Origin of the sequence: Methanosarcina sp. 1.H.T.1A.1 (assembly GCF_000979295.1) — an archaeon.
Classification (GTDB): domain Archaea; phylum Halobacteriota; class Methanosarcinia; order Methanosarcinales; family Methanosarcinaceae; genus Methanosarcina.
Genome location: NZ_JJQY01000092.1, coordinates 47,187 through 64,886, shown reverse-complemented (window position 1 = coordinate 64,886; position 17,700 = coordinate 47,187). Strand labels below are relative to the sequence as shown.

14 protein-coding genes are annotated in these 17,700 nt (G+C 42.3%); 4 read left to right on the top strand and 10 right to left on the bottom strand.

Features of this window, described 5'->3' with window-relative positions; genetic code table 11:
* Positions 1-130 precede the first annotated feature (130 nt).
* On the bottom strand, positions 131-835 hold the full coding sequence (gene nth, locus EO95_RS09255; protein ID WP_048134101.1) for an endonuclease III: 705 nt from the start codon (positions 833-835) through the stop codon (positions 131-133).
* Positions 836-1,239: 404 nt separating this feature from the next.
* Here nth and purH point away from each other — a divergent pair, with 404 nt between their 5' ends.
* Together purH and EO95_RS09245 are read left to right on the top strand one after the other, a co-directional pair.
* Positions 1,240-2,856 (top strand): bifunctional phosphoribosylaminoimidazolecarboxamide formyltransferase/IMP cyclohydrolase, encoded by a 1,617-nt coding sequence (gene purH / locus EO95_RS09250; protein ID WP_048134099.1) that lies wholly within the window; start codon positions 1,240-1,242, stop codon positions 2,854-2,856.
* A gap of 823 nt (positions 2,857-3,679) precedes the next feature.
* A complete protein-coding gene (locus tag EO95_RS09245) occupies positions 3,680-4,465 on the top strand; it encodes a winged helix-turn-helix domain-containing protein (RefSeq protein ID WP_048134097.1) in 786 nt (261 codons plus the stop codon).
* Between the two features lie 321 nt (positions 4,466-4,786).
* On the opposite strand, the gene EO95_RS09240 is transcribed toward EO95_RS09245, so the two are convergent.
* The 3 genes from EO95_RS09240 to EO95_RS09230 form a co-directional block, all read right to left on the bottom strand.
* Positions 4,787-5,710, bottom strand: coding sequence for a UbiA family prenyltransferase (locus EO95_RS09240; RefSeq protein WP_048134091.1), 924 nt, complete (start codon positions 5,708-5,710; stop codon positions 4,787-4,789).
* Positions 5,711-6,409: 699 nt separating this feature from the next.
* Positions 6,410-7,249 (bottom strand): class I SAM-dependent methyltransferase, encoded by an 840-nt coding sequence (locus EO95_RS09235; RefSeq protein ID WP_048134090.1) that lies wholly within the window; start codon positions 7,247-7,249, stop codon positions 6,410-6,412.
* A gap of 343 nt (positions 7,250-7,592) precedes the next feature.
* Positions 7,593-8,195: an acetate uptake transporter gene (locus EO95_RS09230; RefSeq protein WP_048134088.1), complete on the bottom strand. Its 603-nt coding sequence runs from the start codon at positions 8,193-8,195 to the stop codon at positions 7,593-7,595.
* Between the two features lie 272 nt (positions 8,196-8,467).
* Here EO95_RS09230 and gpmI point away from each other — a divergent pair, with 272 nt between their 5' ends.
* Positions 8,468-10,015, top strand: a complete 1,548-nt coding sequence (gene gpmI, locus EO95_RS09225; RefSeq protein ID WP_048134085.1) for a 2,3-bisphosphoglycerate-independent phosphoglycerate mutase — start codon at positions 8,468-8,470, stop codon at positions 10,013-10,015.
* Positions 10,016-10,435: 420 nt separating this feature from the next.
* Here the strand turns inward: gpmI and EO95_RS17595 are convergent, their stop codons facing one another.
* Entirely contained in the window at positions 10,436-10,612 is a 177-nt protein-coding gene (locus EO95_RS17595) for a hypothetical protein (protein ID WP_156164028.1), read from the bottom strand.
* A gap of 165 nt (positions 10,613-10,777) precedes the next feature.
* Between EO95_RS17595 and EO95_RS09220 the strand changes: the two genes are divergently transcribed.
* The gene (locus EO95_RS09220) at positions 10,778-11,734 is read left to right on the top strand and encodes a beta-ribofuranosylaminobenzene 5'-phosphate synthase (protein WP_048134083.1); all 957 of its coding nucleotides are present in this window, start codon (positions 10,778-10,780) and stop codon (positions 11,732-11,734) included.
* An 82-nt stretch (positions 11,735-11,816) separates the two neighbouring features.
* Here EO95_RS09220 and EO95_RS09215 read toward each other — a convergent pair whose 3' ends face one another.
* From EO95_RS09215 to EO95_RS09195, 5 genes are all read right to left on the bottom strand, one after another.
* The gene (locus tag EO95_RS09215) at positions 11,817-12,824 is read right to left on the bottom strand and encodes a cation diffusion facilitator family transporter (RefSeq protein ID WP_048134082.1); all 1,008 of its coding nucleotides are present in this window, start codon (positions 12,822-12,824) and stop codon (positions 11,817-11,819) included.
* Between the two features lie 134 nt (positions 12,825-12,958).
* Positions 12,959-13,975 carry a flap endonuclease-1 gene (gene fen, locus EO95_RS09210; RefSeq protein WP_048134077.1) on the bottom strand — a complete coding sequence of 339 codons (1,017 nt, stop codon included), beginning with the start codon at positions 13,973-13,975 and terminating at the stop codon, positions 12,959-12,961.
* A gap of 308 nt (positions 13,976-14,283) precedes the next feature.
* Entirely contained in the window at positions 14,284-16,209 is a 1,926-nt protein-coding gene (locus EO95_RS09205) for a clostripain-related cysteine peptidase (RefSeq protein WP_048134075.1), read from the bottom strand.
* A 98-nt stretch (positions 16,210-16,307) separates the two neighbouring features.
* The gene (locus EO95_RS09200) at positions 16,308-16,610 is read right to left on the bottom strand and encodes a hypothetical protein (protein WP_011032857.1); all 303 of its coding nucleotides are present in this window, start codon (positions 16,608-16,610) and stop codon (positions 16,308-16,310) included.
* Positions 16,611-17,343: 733 nt separating this feature from the next.
* Complete coding sequence (locus EO95_RS09195; protein WP_048134073.1) at positions 17,344-17,679, bottom strand: hypothetical protein; 336 nt, start codon at positions 17,677-17,679, stop codon at positions 17,344-17,346.
* Positions 17,680-17,700: the final 21 nt, after the last annotated feature.

Below are 17,700 nucleotides of genomic sequence, written 5' to 3'. Positions count from 1 at the left end.
ATCCGCCCTTCTTTCGGGTAGAGGCGGTTTTTCATTGTAGTTTTTCATAAGTCCTGTATTTCAGCAGGCTTCTTTCCATATTCTCTTCAATCAATATATTTTTGTGTCCCATGAACAAAACTTCCACTGGTTACTCATCAATAAATATTATACTGGAAGGACACAGCTCTTTTACAACACAAACATGGCATCTGGGTTTTCTTGCCTGGCAAACTTTCCTCCCGTGATAAATAAAGGTCATGGAAATTGAATCAAGATCTTCTTTTCGGGCAAGTGATATAAGGTCCTGTTCAATTTTTACCGGGTCTGAGTGCCTGGTAAAGCCCAGCCTCCCTGATACTCTTTTTACGTGGGTATCGACGGCAATCCCTTCTATTACTCCAAAAGCCCTGGCAAGCACTATATTTGCGGTTTTTCTTCCAACACCGGGAAGGGTTACCAGTTCTTCCATGGTCTCCGGGACTTCTCCACCGTAGCGTTCGACAATCAATTGCGCAGTAGCTTTGATATTTTTTGCTTTGTTTTTGTAAAATCCTGTGGAATAAATGTCAATTTCAAGTTCCCTTATGTCTGCGCTGGCATAGTCTTCGGCAGTCCTGTATTTTTTGAACAAATTTTCAGTTACCCTGTTAATCTGGACATCCGTTGACTGAGCAGAGAGCACGGTTGCTACAAGAAGTTCCAGCGGGTTGCTGTAGTTAAGAGAAGGTTTTGCATCCGGGTACTCTTCCTTTAAAAGCGCCCATACCCGGTCAAAATTATGCCTGTTGTCAGGAATATCATACTCCTGCAAGGGCTCATTAGGTGTCAATTTCTTCGGTTTTTTCTCCGGCATCAAAGAACTCCATTACCGTGTTTATTTTCCCGGCCTTAACCACAAGAACAGGTTTCTTAAAGGCATCTGGATCTCTTTTTATTTGACCTTTTCCGGGTCATGACTCTGTACCCCTATCCCCCTATACCACTTATTCTTTCTATTTCCAGGCAATAAGAATTTCATCTGAATTTTTCCTGAAAGAAGTTCCTGATGGTAGAGGGGCAGAAAAGATAGTTCCAAAATACCAACAACTTAAAGAACTAGAACCTCAAGAGATTCATGATTAAATGTTAACCGAAATGTTGTATTTGAGGAATTAAACTCTGATTTTTTTCAAAAAAAAAGTTTCTTATTAATAAAATAATATGTAAACCATAAGTTTTATAGCTAATAATTTTTAAACCAAATATATTGGTGATTTTTTGGTAAAAAGGGCATTGCTCAGCGTTTCAGACAAGACAGGAATTACGGAATTTGCACGCGGGCTTGAAGCACTCGGCGTGAAGATCATCTCAACAGGCGGGACTGCGAAAATTCTTCGTGATGCCGGTATCGAGGTTACTGATGTCGCGGAAGTCACAGGCTATCCGGAGATGATGGGGGGAAGAGTCAAAACTCTCCACCCGAGAATTCATGGTGGGCTCTTATGCCTGCGGGACAGCAAAGAACAGATGGCGGAGGCCGCAAAAGAAGACATTTCCCTCCTCGATCTGGTGGCCGTAAACCTGTACCCCTTTGAAGTAACGGTTTCCAAAGAGGGTGTGGAACTTGAAGAAGCCATCGAAAACATAGACATCGGGGGTCCTACCCTTCTCCGCTCGGCAGCCAAGAACTATCGCTCGGTAACGGTGATATCTGACCCTTCGGACTACGGGCATGTCCTTACGGAACTGCGCTCAAGCGGAATTATCTCCGACAAAACCCGTGCTGATCTTGCGGTTAAAGCTTTCAGGCATACGGCTGATTATGATGCAGCCATTGATACTTATCTGAGCAGGACCCTGCTTGGAGAAGATGTACTGCGCCTGAAATATACCAATGGCGTAAAACTTCGCTATGGGGAAAACTGGCATCAGGAAGCCTCTTTTTTTAAAGACCCTAAAATTGAAGGTCCGAGTCTGGCAAAAGCTGCCCAGTTGCACGGGAAAGAACTTTCCTACAACAATTATGTAGACGCCGACAATGCTCTTCAGACGGTCAAAGAACTGGGAAATACTTCTCCTGCTGTGGTAATTGTAAAACACAATAACCCATGCGGACTTGCTACTGGAGGCACACTCTTGCAGGCTCTGCAGGCTGCCTGGGACGGAGACCCGATTTCGGCTTACGGAAGCATAATCTGTACAAACGAGACTTTTGACCTTGAAGCTGCAACTTTTCTGAATGGGAAATTCGTCGAAATCATCCTCGCCCCTGACTTCAAGCCTGATGCCCTTGAATACCTGAAAAATAAAAGTGAAAATCTGAGGCTCCTGAAACTTCCGGAACTCAGAGAGGTTTTCGGGACGGAATACACCTACAAATACGTAATCGGGGGCATGCTTAAGCAGAGCCGTGATATGGGGATCTACGAAAAATGGGAGTATGTTACTGAAATCCCCTATCCTGAGGACAAACGCGCCCTCTCGGAGTTCTGCCTTAAAGCCTGCAAAGCTACAAAATCCAATGCTGTGACCCTTGCTCACGAATACGAACCTGGATACTTCATGGCACTGGGTATGGGAGCAGGGCAGCCTAACAGGGTGGACTCGATCCGCAAACTGGCAGCTACAAAGGCAGTTGAAAATCTAAAGGTAATCTATGAACGTGAGCAGCCTGCTGCACCCTTCGAAGAGTACTGCCAGAAGATTATGTTAGAATGTGTAATGGCATCAGACGCTTTCTTCCCCTTTGATGATAGCGTAGTCTATGCAGCAGAAAACAACATCCGCTATATTGTTTCCCCCGGTGGGTCGATCAGGGACAATGAGGTTATTGCTACTGCAAACCGACTTGGAGTTTCCCTGGTTTTTACAGGCATGCGGCATTTCCTTCATTGAAATATCAGTAAAGACAACGAAAAACTCAAGGTATACACTTGAGCTCAATGTAAAAACTCGAGTACCCTGCATTTAAGGGCAGGGTACATTCTCATTTTAAGCTTATTTTTCAGAATCTCATTTTAAGCTTATTTTTCAGAATCTCATTTTAAGCTTATTTTTCAGAATCTCAGTTGAAGCTTATTTTTCAGAACGGCAGTTTAAGCTTATTTTTCAGAACAGCATGATTTTAAAGATAATAGCTTTGCCGGAGTTGAAGTTTTTATCTATTCTTACTTAAGTGTGCTGTATATGAGGGTTTAATTAACCAATTACTTTTTTAATTAATTAATACACTTGCGTACACATTTATTTCACTGCTGGATTTGCGTACTTTCATTAATAATTTCTCGAAAGGCTACATCAAATATCAATTTTTTATCCATGATTTTCAGCCTGCTGGCTGAATATGTACCTTTAATCCGTATATTAGTAGAATCATTTTATATCATTATCACACGAATATTTTTTGTAAAGTGTTAAATATTTCCCAACTGGATATCTTACGTTTTCGAAAGACTGGTACATATAATCTCTAAATATCATCAAAAATTATTAAGAATCAAGTCTACTCTTGAAAAAGATAATATATCTTGAATTCGTATACCATTCTAGCAATATTATATCACCCTGATATAACTGCCACCTCAATTCAATATAAAAGATGATAAAAATTAAAAAAATCAAATTACCTTCGCTTCAAATCAAAGTCGGAGAACTTATTTTTCCATAATAACTCTCCAATTTCTCTAAATACATTATAAAAAATCACGGGCTGATATGTGTGAAATCAACTGGACTTTTAAGCATTCTAACCTTTTCTGAAAAACGAAAAGATATTTTATTTCTACTTCAGGGGAGCCCAAAAACCCTTTCGGAGATCAGGGACTACTTCGATGTAAAATCACCGGAGATTCTACCTCGCCTGAAGGAAATGGAAACCGCGAATTTAATTGTCAGACAGGAAGGACTGTATCAGCTGACTTCTCTGGGGAAAGTTGCAGCTATATATTACAAACCTTTCCTTGACACTCTGACAGCTATCGAAGCAAACGAAGACTTCTGGAGAGAACATGACCTTATAGCAGTTCCTGATATGTTGCTAAATAGAATTCAAGAGCTAAAGGAGTGCAGAGTTATAAAGGACGAACATGAACATATTTATGATTCCCATAAGGCGTTCATGGAAAATGTCCTGACTTCCGGTCGTTTTATGGGGTTTGCATCCATTTTTCTTCCCAGCTATCCATCGATGTTTCTTGAGATGGCCCGCAGGAACATCCCGATCTCCATAATTGTTACACCAAATGTCTTTTTTAAAATAAAAAGCGAGCATAACGCTGAAATTGAAGAGTTTCTTAAGTACAAACACACAAGTTTCCATGTCTACGACAGCGCAAAGGTAGCTTTTGTCGTAACAGACAGGTTTATGTCGCTCTCACTGTTTTTCAAAAATGGAACCTTTGACCCGAGAAGTGACCTTGTGGGTTTTGACTCTTTATCACTTAAATGGGGAGAAGACCTTTTTAAACATTACAAAGAGAGTGCAGTCGAGATAAAGAGTCTGTAAACTGAAGGGTTGTAATGTCCTGAGGTAACAGATCTTCCGAGAGTCTAAAGAGGAAAATGCTGAAAAACAGAATTGGAAGTATGGCTGAAGACGTTTGATCTTCAGTCTAACCTGTTTAAAGCCTATTTAAACAGGCTTTCGACAGATCTTTTTTACTAATACTTTTTGTAAAAGTTTTATATTACTTCAGGCTCCAGATGTATTCTCAGATCAAGTATCAGATCAAGTATCAGATCATGTATCAGATCATGTATCAGATCAAGTATCAGATCGAGTCTTTTATCATAGTTTTTTTATTAGAATCTTTTGTACAGTCAGGTCTTATGCAATCAGAGCGCTTGCAATCATCCTGAGTCCAAGAATCGAAGTTGATTCTCCGTCCACAAGAAAAGTCCTTTCAAGTTTTCTGGAAGAAAGTTTCTCATCCTCAGAATTTGTAAAGTTCTGGATGCATATCAGCCCGCAAATGAAACTGTAGAGAACTATAAGGGGTTCGAAAGCAAGGACTCCATGGATAAGGGCAATCCCGAGTGCCAGGTGGGAGAGAAGGTGCATGGCAGTGAGAAGATTGCGGGTTTTCTGTGTTCCGAGGCTCACGGGAAGGGTCTTGATACCTGCAAGAGTATCTCCTTTAATGTCCTTGAAATCATAGATGGCAGAGTTAATAAAGAGTTTGACTCCAAAGAAAATAAAAACCAGAACAATAGGGACCAGATTCCCACACCCACTGCCTGCAAGGCCTGCAATAAAAATACCCCATGTAAGCCCCACAACAATATTCTTAATTCCAAGTCCTCCTTTGAGTTTCAAAGCGAACTTGCCGATTTTTATGCCTTTACTGTAAAGATAGCCAGTTATGAAAGGTATGAACGCAAGTGTAAGAATTCCCTCTTTTGCCAGTATATAAGTTCCTATAATAAAAGCCAGCAGTGAAATCGCGAGTCCAACTTTTTTATTCGAGCCATTCAGTTCCGTCCGGTTTACGGTGTCTTCTTCGGCTCCCAAAGCTCTGTCAAGTGTGTATACAGTATAAATTATTAGACCACCTGCAATGCAGGTTAGTATACTTGATTGAATATGGAGTAATAGAAATGCGAGGTGTATTCTTAATGCACCTGAGAATGCAACTAAAATAGAACTTTTCAACAGTTCAATGGTGGCATTTTCCTTTTTACATTCAGGGTTAGTCGTTCTACGGTACTTGAAAATGTGTCCAAAACTTCCAGAAAATTCATTGGAGCTCATGAAACTAATACAGTCTGACTTTTAAATATAATTATTTCACTATAATATGGGCAGATCTGTATAATGAATAAACCATTAAACAATTTGTATCTCATTGAACTAACAATTGTGTGGATTAACTATCAATTATATTTATACAGATAAACTATTCGATCAGAACTTTTTAAAAAAAGCAACGGGATACGTTATTCTAAAAACTTGAACGCGCAAAAAACGTGTAATTCTACAGGATCAACCCTGTACTCTGAGTGTCGACGGCAAATTTATAACGAATATTTAATCTTCGTGAAAACAAAAATGACCCAAAATGAGGTTGTCGCCGGATTGACAATTTTCCTAACGATAACATACATAATTTTTGTGAAACATCAGATCCTGAGTAGCACGGGAATGGATTTCGGGATCTTTATGGTTGCGCTTTGTATCTCATCTCTTTGAGCAAGCGCCAGAGTTCGGGAAAAAATACAGGCAAAAATATGCAAAAACACAAGCAAAAGAGGGCATGATAACTTTGCCCTCCCTTTTTTTATGGAGGGCAAAAAGACCTTGTCTGAACCTTATATGTGGAAGTTTTCACGGAGGGCGCACGTGAAATACTACTATATCTCAGTTTCGTAAACTATTTTTAGTAATAATATTCACATATATATTTTATCCCGCAAGGGACATTTGAATTATTGTACTCGAAATCTTTTTCTTTTAAAAGGCAGAGACTTTCCACCACATCTTTACCCTTGTACTCCAGCCCTTCTGTACGAGAGCCCCATTCTCTTCCTCAAGTACTTCCTGAAGGTAAGACCTGAGAATTTCTTCCTGCTCAGGTGAAAATGCGGCATATTGAGGCTTAAAGTGCTCAAGAGCTTCTTCGAGATTTTTAAAGCGGTTTTTGTGTTCAAAAGGAAATACCTTCACATCTGGATAGATTCCCATATCGTAGAGTACGTTGTAAAGAACGTCTGCCTTTGGGCCCTGCCTGTACTCACACTCGTGCAGGATGGGCCAGAGTTTTCGAGAGTGTATGTCCCAGGACGTATCTCCTGCAAACCAGTAAAGGTAAACATATCCTGAAGACACGTCAATCATTTTTTGGATTGAGGCCCGGATATCTTTCATGCCCAGGGAGTAAGATGCAAACACGACATCATAAGGGGGGCAGAGGTCAGGCTCTGTATCAACAGTTTCCCAGTCTTTATAGACGCAATCGATATTCCTTATTCCGTAAGTCTCGATATTTTGTTTCAGAATCTCCATCATCCCTTCTGCAGGCTCGACTGCTGTTACATGTGCAACTCTCTCCGCAAGAGGAATTGCCAGGCTTCCGGGGCCTGCCCCGATGTCAAGGACTCTGGACTCCGGGGAAAGAACCATCCCAGTCAGGGTTTTTTCAATCCTATCCTTATTTTCCAGAGACATTTCCCAGAAACGTCTGGCGTTCTCTTTCCTTTTCCACATGTTTGTGCAATCAGTATTCATCTGCGTTTTACTCTGCAACTCCATTCTTTCTTTCCAGAGCTCATTCCAGTCGATTTTTATATCCATTCTGCTTCCTCGTTAATTTGCTTAGTTTTAATACGAATAATATAAAAAAACAAATGCGTATTAAGAAATAAGTATTTTTCTAAAAAATCTCATAAATATATGAGACCAAATACTCTATGTCAAAAAGCGATCCGAACTAAATGACCGCGATAAAAATGGGCAAAAAATATACACAAAAAATAGGCGATAAAAACAGCTAATAAATAGATATAGTCAAAAAAATAAGTCCACTAAAAATAGCTGATAAAATAGATAATGGAGAATAAATGAGTATGAAAGTTTAATATAAAAAAATCCGGGCTTAAGAGCCCGAAAAAATATTCCTTAACTGTCACACGCTTTTTCAGAGAGGAACCATCTTTTTCCCGTAAGCCTCATTCAGTACCTGGCCCATGGCAGTGTAAATGGCTGAAAGTCCTGTAAGGATTCCTTCATAACCAGCGATTTTGAGTATTGCTGCACTGCCAAGGTAGTTTCCTGCGGCCAGCAAGAAGAACAGGATTGTAAGAGTCAGGAAAACAACAGAGAGAGCCCTTGAGCCTTTTAGTGTGCCTATGAACATGAAAAGGGTGAAAACTCCCCACATGAAGAGGTATGCGGCAAATGGGAACGCCTCAGTAGCAAACATTGAATAGCCTTCAGACTTAGGGATTAAAACAAGGCCCACAAGAGAAAGCCAGAAAAGCCCATATGATGTAAAAGCCGTGGCTCCGAACGTATTGCCTTTTTTCCATTCCTCGATCCCTGCAATGACCTGAGCTAATCCACCATAGAAAATGCCCATAGATAGGATCATCGAATTCATCGGATAGAAGCCTGCATTGTGTATATTCAAAAGCACAGTTGTCATTCCGAAACCCATCAAACCCAGAGGAGCAGGGTTTGCGGTTAAATCCGCTATCTTTACACTACTAATATTTGTAATATCCTTGACGCTTTGACTCATAAAATCCAATCCTCCTTCCCGTTAATCGGAGATTTCGCCTGAACTTCCTATAAAAACTACATAGAGACACTCTGCCGTTTTTGATGTCTCTTTTTACCTTTTAATTTAGTATGTAATTATTAATACTTATATTTACGGACAGTAAATAAATTTTTAATACATCATAAATATATAATACATAATTTTATGTGCAGCTATTAGAGACTCTTATGATCGGATATTATGGAGTTTCATAACAAGCTATTTATGAACATGTGTGGAATTCCCTTCATATGACTCAGGCAAGAAGACCTCTTATGCTTATGATCCTTGATGGCTGGGGCTACAGGGAAGCCGAAGAAGGAAATGCTATTCTGGCAGCCAGAACTCCAAACCTCGATCGCCTGTTGAAAGAATACCCATGGTGCTTTTTAGAATCATCAGGGGAAGCCGTAGGTCTGCCAGAAGGTCAGATGGGGAACTCTGAAGTCGGCCATCTGAATATAGGGGCAGGAAGAGTTGTTTACCAGGACCTTACAAGAATAAACCTCTCTGTCAGGAACGGAGACTTTTTCAAAAATTCTGTTTTGCTGAATGCAATTTCAAACGCAAAGCGCAATGATTCAAGCCTGCACCTCATGGGGCTTGTCTCTTACGGAGGCGTTCACAGTTATATGACCCACCTTCATGCCCTTATCAAACTTGCACAGGAAAATGGGCTAAAAAAAGTATACATACATGCTTTTCTGGATGGGAGGGACGTACCCCCTAAAGCTGCTCTTGCAGATATCAGGGAACTTGATGCGTTTTGTAAGAAAAGCGGGAGTGCCAGGATCGCGACAGTATCAGGGCGTTACTACGCAATGGACCGGGATACGCGCTGGGAGAGGACAAAACTTGCCTATGATGCCCTGACTCGTGGGGTAGCCCCGCATACAGCCATTAATGCTGAAACTGCAGTTTCTGAAGCCTATGATAGGGGAGAAACTGACGAATTTGTAAAACCCACTATAGTCACTGACCCTGAAGGGAATCCTGAGGCAGTCATACAGGACAATGATTCAATAATCTTCTTCAATTTCAGGCCTGATCGGGCACGTCAGCTTACCTGGGCTTTTGTAAAAGATGATTTTGAAGGTTTCGTCAGGGAAAAACACCCGAAGGTTCACTATGTCTGCATGGCACAGTATGATGAAACTCTGGATTTGCCTATTGCCTTTCCACCTGAAAAACTGGAAAATGTGCTTGGAGAAGTACTTAGCAAGCAAGGGCTTGTCCAGCTTCGAATTGCAGAAACCGAGAAATACGCCCATGTGACCTTTTTCCTGAACGGCGGGCAGGAAAAATGCTATGAGGGGGAAGATCGCTGCCTGATTCCCTCGCCGAAGATTGCCACCTATGACCTCAAGCCCGAGATGAGTGCATATGAAGTTGCGGATGAGGTGATCAGGAGAATTCAGTCAGGAACGTATGATGTAATTATACTCAATTTCGCAAATATGGATATGGTCGGGCACACCGGAATTTTTGAAGCTGCTGTACAGGCAGTAGAAACTGTGGATCACTGCGTGGGCAGGATTACGGAGGCTCTGGAAAATGCAGGGGGTGTAGCACTTATAACTGCAGACCACGGAAATGCCGAACAGATGGAAAATCCGCATACCGGAGAGCCGCATACAGCTCATACGTCAAATAATGTCAGATGCATTTACGCAGGAAACGGCGAAGTAAAAGCCCTTGAGAACGGGAAACTGTCTGACCTTGCTCCCACTCTCCTGGATCTTCTCGGGATCCCTAAACCCGAAGATATGAAAGGCAAATCGTTAGTTGTAAAAGAGTGACGGTAAAGATAAAGTTAAGGGCAATAGTAAGGAAAGGAAGCAGTAACGAAAAAAACCAGTGCTTTTTATTTTCATTTAATTTTCTTTTTGCTTCTTTTCACTCTCTCTTTTTCTCTTTAGATTTCAGTTCTCATTTTCTTTTCTTCCTGTTTGCACCCTTAAGGTTTTTCTGCGGTTTTTAATATTTGCCTTTTTTCGGTTTAATTCTATTTTTTTCCTGTTGGGGGGTGGTTCCCGATTAATTGGTTGATCTATTCCGGAATCCAAGAAGGAAGCTTTCAGTTTTCTCCCCATGCGCCGTAAGGGGCTGGGGCCGGCATGTCAGCCAGATAGATACTTTCCTTAACCCCGGTGTTTTTCAATTCAGGTTAATATAAGCGCCTCCGCCCGAGCTGACGTTGTTTTTTGTACTCAAAAACATCAACCAGGTAACAATGGATGACCTGTTGTTTTCTTACCGGTTTTTTCTGTCGCTCTTCGAATTCTTCTCATTCTCTTCCCTAACTCCTTATATCTACTCATATTGAGTGGGGTTTCGTTAATACTTTTTATTACTGATTTTATTTCATTTGGGTTTCTGCCCGGTTCTTTTCTCATAATCTCATTTTTTTAAAGAGTTCCCTGCATCGGTTTTTATAATCAATACTGACTTTCCAGGCAGGATTTTTTTAAAAAGATTAAATATCAGCAGCTACAATAGAAAGTAAATATCGTGAACATATTATAAAAACCACAAATGTACTCTTTGGGGTTGTACTACACATGATCAAAATAACTACTCCCAGTCGGCTTCACATAACCCTTATCGATATGAATGGTGAGATCGGGAGGGTGGATGGGGGAGCAGGGCTGACCCTTTCCTCCCCTAACATAAAAGTTACTGCAGTAGAAGCTGATGGAATCAAGATCGAGGGGCTTCAGGGATTTGCCGACCGCATGAGAAAAGCCGCAGAATCCCTGCTTCCAGAAGGAAAAGGGGTCAGAATTCATGTAGAAGAACTGATTCCTGCTCATGTGGGCTTTGGATCAGGTACCCAGTCTGCCCTGGCTGCGGCAGCAGCTGTGAATGAACTGTACGGGCTTGGAAAAAGCGTTAGAGAACTTGCATTTGCAGTAAAAAGGGGAGGAACCTCGGGTATAGGAGTAACTGCTTTTGAGAAGGGGGGATTCATAGTTGATGGAGGGCACAGGTTCAAAGACAAAGGGGCTTTTATGCCTTCGGCCGCCAGCAGGGTGCCGCCCGGGCCTGTACTTTTCAGAGAAGATTTCCCTGATTGGGATATAGTTATTGCAGTTCCCAATGAGAAAGGCATGTATGACCAGCAAGAGATCAATGTGTTTCAGGAATTCTGCCCCCTCCCGATAGAGGAGGTCAGGGAGGTTGCACATATGGTACTCATGAAGATGATGCCTGCAGTAATAGAGGGGGACATTGAAAACTTCGGGGCTGCGGTAAACCATGTCCAGACAGTAGGTTTTAACAAAAGGGAGAGCCTGATCTGGCCCGACTTCGTGAAGAACATTGCCTCTTTTATGCGCAGCCGGAGTTACGGGGCTGGAGTAAGCTCTTTTGGACCTGTAGTTTATGCCTTTGTGGATAACAGGGAAGAAGGCAGGCAACTTCAGGCAGAAGTCCAGAAAATGCTTGATGAATCGGTAGGTGGAATCACAATGATGACTCGAGCAAAGAACAGCGGGGCAGAGGTCTCTAAAGTCTGATATTTAAGTCTGATATTTAAGTCTGAGCTAAATTCCGGGTTAAAGAATTTTGATGTCCTTTAAAGTCCGGAATACTCCAGGTTCAGTGAGAATTAGCAGGTGGAATATCGGGGTCATGTCCCGGAATGCGATGAAAGGCCTCTCCGGACGCTCCCAGAGGATCTACGTGTACAACTGCGTTTGACAGATAATTCAGACCATGAAGCATCCTGTGCCTCACGTTTACCGCGATCTCATGCCCTTCCTTAACAGAGAGTCCGGATTCTACTGCGATGTTAACTTCAGCATAAAGCCTGTGCCCTAACCAGCGCACTCTTATCTCTGTAATATCCCTCACATCTTTTACCTGGCTGACCACCTGCCGGATATCATCAACAATCCGAGGGTCAACCCCATCCAGCATGCGGGAAAAAACAGATTTGCCTGCTTCCCATACTATGCGGAGGATTGCAACTGTGATCAGGAGCCCGATTATCGGGTCTGCGAGAGGATACCCCAGCCAGACGCCAAGGGCTCCGAAAAGCACGGCAAGGCTGGTAAATCCGTCTGCTCGGGCATGGTATCCGTCGGCAACAAGGGCAGCGCTTCCAATTTCTTTCCCTACCCTGATCCTGAACTTTGCCACAAGTTCATTTCCCAGAAAACCAATAATTGAAGCTGCAGCCACAGCCCATAGATAATCAACAGGCTGTGGGGAGAGAAGCCGGTGAACCGATTCATAAGCTGCAACTGCAGCACTGAGAAAGACAAGGAAAACAATTAACAGACCTGCGAGATCTTCTGCCCTTCCGTAACCGTAAGTAAAACTTTTGTTGGGTTTTTTTCTGGAGAGCAGGAAGGCAAATCCCAGTGGGATTGCAGTTGCGGCATCTCCGAAGTTATGAATGGTATCGGCAAGAAGGGCTACACTTCCCGAAACCCATACTACAAGAATTTGAAAGAGCGCAGTTAGCATCAAGCCGGCAAAGGACCATTTGACAGCAAAAAGCCCCCTATCCGTGGAAAGAAGTTCGGGGTCCACAACTCCGTGGGCATGGGAATATGAGTGTTCTTCTCCTGAATGCTCCGGTTCAGATTTTGTCAATCTCAGACCACCCTGCCTGCATATCTCTGACGACGAGATTTTCTGACGACGAGACTTTCACAAGTAATGGATTCAATGTAATGAAAATGTAAAGAAGGGATCTGTGGGGGTGGGAATACCTATTGAGCCCTTAAAACTCTTTAGAACCACTGGTCAAGGGTTTTCTGCCTGGCCCCTGAAGCCGCTTTAAGGCGGTCTACAGCTTTTTCGATCCTGTCTACGGAGAAGTCATTCTCCTCGCAGAGGAATTTGATGAGTTTTTCGGAATCAGGCTTGCCCCATTTGATTTCATAGTCGTCCGTAACATCAGGATGGGTGAAAAGTTCTTTTATACTGTCCAGACCTTCGATTTCCACCCCTTTTTCCCTGAGCACGGCGTGGATATCTCCATGCTTTTTTATCAGTTTAAGGGCTGTTTTAGGACCCACTTTTTCCAGTCCTTTGTTATAATCCGTACCCACACAGATTGCAATATCGATAAGTTGGTCCCTGTTGACCCCCAGAGCCTCGAGGGTTTCATCGAGTTCAATCATTTCAAGTCCGACATCAACATATACATTCTTTCCAGGGAGCTTGCGTTTTCCGGTGACAGCCATGTTGCGGACGACGCTCGGTGCTCCGAAAAGGAAGGAATCGTAGTCCTGGGAAGCAACACAATCCGCATCCTTTTTAAGGACCATATAGGCAGCCTGTGCTTCCCCTTCACAGGGAGCCTGTATCCATGGAATGCCCATTATACCGAGGAGGTATTTTGAATCTTCAACGATGTCCTGGTCAACCTTTGAAGAAGCCTGAGCATACTTATAAGCAGCTTCAAGATCCCCTTCTGCCTTTGCATTTTCCCACTTCTCCCGTGAAGATTCTCTAATGTCTTTCCTTCGGTCCAGGGTCCCGGATTTCAGGTCAGGGGGTTTACCATCAAAAATGAAAATAGGTTTGATACCAGCTTCAACAAGGCTTGCTGTCCTGTAGAGCAGCCCGGAGAGGTGTGAGGTCACTTTCCCGCTTGAATTAACCAGGGGACTTCCGTCTCTCTGGCGGATAATGCTCAAAAACTGGTGAAGGGTGTTAAATGCATCAATTGCAACCACCCGGTTTGAGAGGTCTGAAAGCTCTATTTTTCTTTTCTGAAGCAGATCTCCTATATCCGTGCCCATATTTTTTCCTCTGGTGTATGAAACTCTTTTTTAGCCTCAGGCTTCTTTACTTTTACTCTATCTCTTTTACTGCCTCCGGGCAGTTACTATCCTCAAGCGGGTTTATTCGGTGATACCTGTTACTACCTTTATCTCGCTACCAGTATCTCCATCTACTGGACAATAGGCTTTATGTGTACTGAAGTTTTATGCTTGTTGCCAGATTAACGGCCTTTTGAGATGGAAGGGAGTTAAAAAGAGGATTTACAGGAAATTATTCCAGGAAAGAGATTTTCAGGAGATTATTCAATGGGGGAATTTTCAGGAAATTATTCCAGGATAATCTCCGCAGGTTCGCTCATATTGAAGTTCAGGCGGTAATCTTCTGCATAGAGTGCGGTATAATAGGTCCCTTCAGGCAGAAATTCATAGACAAAAGCCGTATTTTCATCCATCTTAAGCCTGCCAAGTGTTGTCCAGTCCTTAATGCCGGCTTCTCCGTAGACAGGAGCGTATGTAGTAATAATATCTCCGGGTTCCGGGTCAAGCACTTCTTTTGAGAATAGGATGTTTCCGTTATTCAGGACTTCGTAGGGATTCATGTAAACTCTGACAGTCCTGTTGAGAGTATCCAGGTAAAGCTGGGCAAGACAGGATCTGAACTTTCCATCTCTTTGAAGCCCCAGTTCGGTAGTAAGTATCCTGTTTCCATTTTCGCTTTCTCCTCCACAGGCTGCATAAATAAGAGAGCTTTTCCCTGTTTTGGAGTTCTCTATAAAGATCCATTCCCCTCCCCAGGCAGGGAGGCTGTAGTTCGTGCCCCCTGAACAGGTGAGGGGCATTCTTCCTATGAGGACCGGGCCTTCCGGAGAGGCTATGAAGTAAACCTGGTCTACCGAAGCCAGCCCGGAATCGTCTTTTACTGAAAAGGAATCTCCGGATTTTGAGATGCCGGGTTCTGTAAAGTCCGCACAGGTTCTCACAGAATAGCCATCAAGAAATTCCGACCATGCTTCGGAAATGGAAACCCTGCCGTAATATTTAGAGTAATTGTCCTGAGTCTGGGGAGAATATACGGAGACTCCATATGCACCAGGCATTGTGCCGTCCTGCCTTGAGTAAATAACAAAATCTTCAAGCGATTTTATGAGAGCTTCAGACCTGCCTGCAAGTTCCGGCATTTCCTCTCCGATTCTCAGGGCAAAACTCTTCAGGTCCATTGAGATTTCAGATCCTTTCTTTGGTTCTACCCCGAACTTCCGGGCTTTCGTAAGAGATGCCCCAAGTCCACAATACCCTTCCGGGTTTGAAACGCTTGTACCCATATCATCTGCAAGCCTATCGATATTCTGCAGTACTTCATCGGTTTTTGAGAGGTCAAGGAGAGAAAGGGTTCTGGGGGGCACATGAGAGGAATTCTCCAGATAGCTGTCAATGATAACCCTTCCTATTTCTTCTGTAGGGGCTCTGGGATTTTCTGAGACATAACCTATGAAAGCAACATAGTCCCAGCCATGGGTAGGTTCGATTGATTCGGAGGCGAGCATGTAATCTGCAGAAGGCTTAACCGCGCTTGCAAGCTCAAGGGTGGACATGAGGCAGGCATCAAAACCAATAAGGTCAAAATGCATTCCTGAGGCTTTAAGAGTGTCACTCAGTTCAGGAAGCTCCAGCCTGTCATAACCATGATTCTCGTCAAAGCAAACCCCCCTGTAAGCATCTCCATGGTCCCAGAAAATAAGCAGGGTACTTTCACTCTCATAGTTTTCTCGAATATATGAAAGAAAGGTTTCAAGCCCTGCGGCATCTCCCATGTTTGCGTGGGGATATGTCTTTCTGTGGATGCCCCCATTGCCTATGGTCCCGTCCTCTCCGTCCTTTCTGAGATCCTCAAGCTCTGCGATTGTCATACCCTCCCATCCCTCTGCAGAAGCTCCTCCATAAGCTATAAGAATTTCAGTATCTTCCACGTTCAGCGTGGAGGCACCATCAATTATTTCGAGGATATCCTTGCTGGCATATTTGTTTGAAGACTCAAGGTCACTTCCAACCATATAGATAGCAACAACAGTAGATAGCTGGTGTTTCTGAATATCTGCCTCAGGTCCTGCAGAATCTCTGCTTTCTATTTCAGCCCCACCGCCGGGCTTTTTAAAATCTGTACCTTCTTTTAGACAGCCGCTGCTCAGCAGCAAAAAAAGAATTATAATAAAAATAATTACAGTAAACCCTGCTTTCTGGAATTTCCATCCCAAATTCAGCTCTCCATGAATGCCATCCAGGCTATCCCGGAGAAAAGGGAAACATCCAGGAATCTCTAATTTTTGTCGGCATATGTCGAAGTAGAAGGGTGTCAGGCGGTAAGATCAAGTCGGACGTCAATTACGGAATCTTCATTTGCCTCTATTTTGGATATTGTTAACAGATTTCCTTTTCTTTCCAGAAGCGTCGCCTTCGTGACCTGGACCTGGTGACCATCTATTTGTTTTTTGCTATTATTTTTATGGATAACCAGAAGCTTCTGGCCCATTTCGGCTCCTTCTCCTATTTTGGACACTATATTTCGTATGACCTGCTCAAAATCAGAATAAATCAAAATCTCCGACTTATTTGCAACCTTTTTGATAATGCCAATCGGTTCCAGATTGAGGTGCATATTAGCTTTCCTTCTTTACCTGTTTACACAAGTAATCAATATACTAACTCTGAGTAATAATAACTTACGATACACTATATCAATTTGAATATATTTATAACTGTCTGGATTCCAGATATTCCTCTCTACTACAGGACATCCAATATATATACTTTGCTAAATCATGGGGCTTGCGCCTGAAAATACTGGGCAGGATAACAATTCCGTATCGATAAATAACATAAATTATCATATATGTAAATGCTCGTATTAACAAATCAAATTAATCAAATATGTAAAGTAGATTCTCTTTTACAAATCCTGTATATTAACTTTTCCTCTTAATTGTATCTGTTTGTGCCGGTATTTACTCCATAGAGCAATTCAATTACACGAATTTTGCATATTGTCCAGCCTGAAGAGATATTCTAAAATGAAAATATTTGGAAGTTTTCTAAAAAATCGTTGATTAACGATAAAATCCGTTTAAAAACAGTCCTGGTAAAAAAGAGGACGGACAGTTTAAAAACCGTCCGATAAAAAAGAGGAGGAAATGGAAAGAAAGACAGTTTGAAGGGAAAATTAAGACCGAATTAAGAGGGTCTGAAAAAAAGGCAAAGAAAACACTGTGAAAAGAAAGACAGGGCACAAAAAGAAAAAACCTGTCACAGATGGCAGATAATTGATGAGAATCTTATTAGAAGAAACCTGGCCGTATTTACTCCTGAGGGAAAAATAAGATTGTGAGCAGAAATCAGTGATATTTTCTGCGGTTGAATTCATATACTGCATTATCAACTTTACTTGAGAGCTCATTCATACTTTCTTCGATTTTTGTTTCCGAACTTTCCATATTAACCCTGAGGGCACGGTCCTTTGCTTCCATCTTGTCTTCAAAACTCTGAAGCTTGTCATTAATAGAGATGAGCATGAGAGATAATGTTCCGGCCAGAATCATAATCGATAAAATAATTAAAGGGTCAATGAAAGGATTTGTGGGCTTGTATGTAAACCTTCTAAGCCATTCGAAGGATAGAAGGAATGATGACAGAACCATCACAACAAGGAATACTGTATCTCTGGTCTCCATTGTATACCTCTAAAGTACTTA

Bases quoted from the DNA above. Each gene is read 5' to 3' on its own strand.
- EO95_RS09220 (WP_048134083.1), top strand. From the start codon at position 10,778: ATGATCAAAATAACTACTCCCAGTCGGCTTCACATAACCCTTATCGAT.
- EO95_RS09195 (WP_048134073.1), bottom strand. From the start codon at position 17,679: ATGGAGACCAGAGATACAGTATTCCTTGTTGTGATGGTTCTGTCATCA.
- EO95_RS09240 (WP_048134091.1), bottom strand. From the start codon at position 5,710: ATGAGCTCCAATGAATTTTCTGGAAGTTTTGGACACATTTTCAAGTAC.
- gpmI (WP_048134085.1), top strand. From the start codon at position 8,468: ATGACTCAGGCAAGAAGACCTCTTATGCTTATGATCCTTGATGGCTGG.
- EO95_RS09235 (WP_048134090.1), bottom strand. From the start codon at position 7,249: ATGGATATAAAAATCGACTGGAATGAGCTCTGGAAAGAAAGAATGGAG.
- EO95_RS09230 (WP_048134088.1), bottom strand. From the start codon at position 8,195: ATGAGTCAAAGCGTCAAGGATATTACAAATATTAGTAGTGTAAAGATA.
- fen (WP_048134077.1), bottom strand. From the start codon at position 13,975: ATGGGCACGGATATAGGAGATCTGCTTCAGAAAAGAAAAATAGAGCTT.
- nth (WP_048134101.1), bottom strand. From the start codon at position 835: ATGCCGGAGAAAAAACCGAAGAAATTGACACCTAATGAGCCCTTGCAG.
- EO95_RS17595 (WP_156164028.1), bottom strand. From the start codon at position 10,612: ATGAGAAAAGAACCGGGCAGAAACCCAAATGAAATAAAATCAGTAATA.
- EO95_RS09200 (WP_011032857.1), bottom strand. From the start codon at position 16,610: ATGCACCTCAATCTGGAACCGATTGGCATTATCAAAAAGGTTGCAAAT.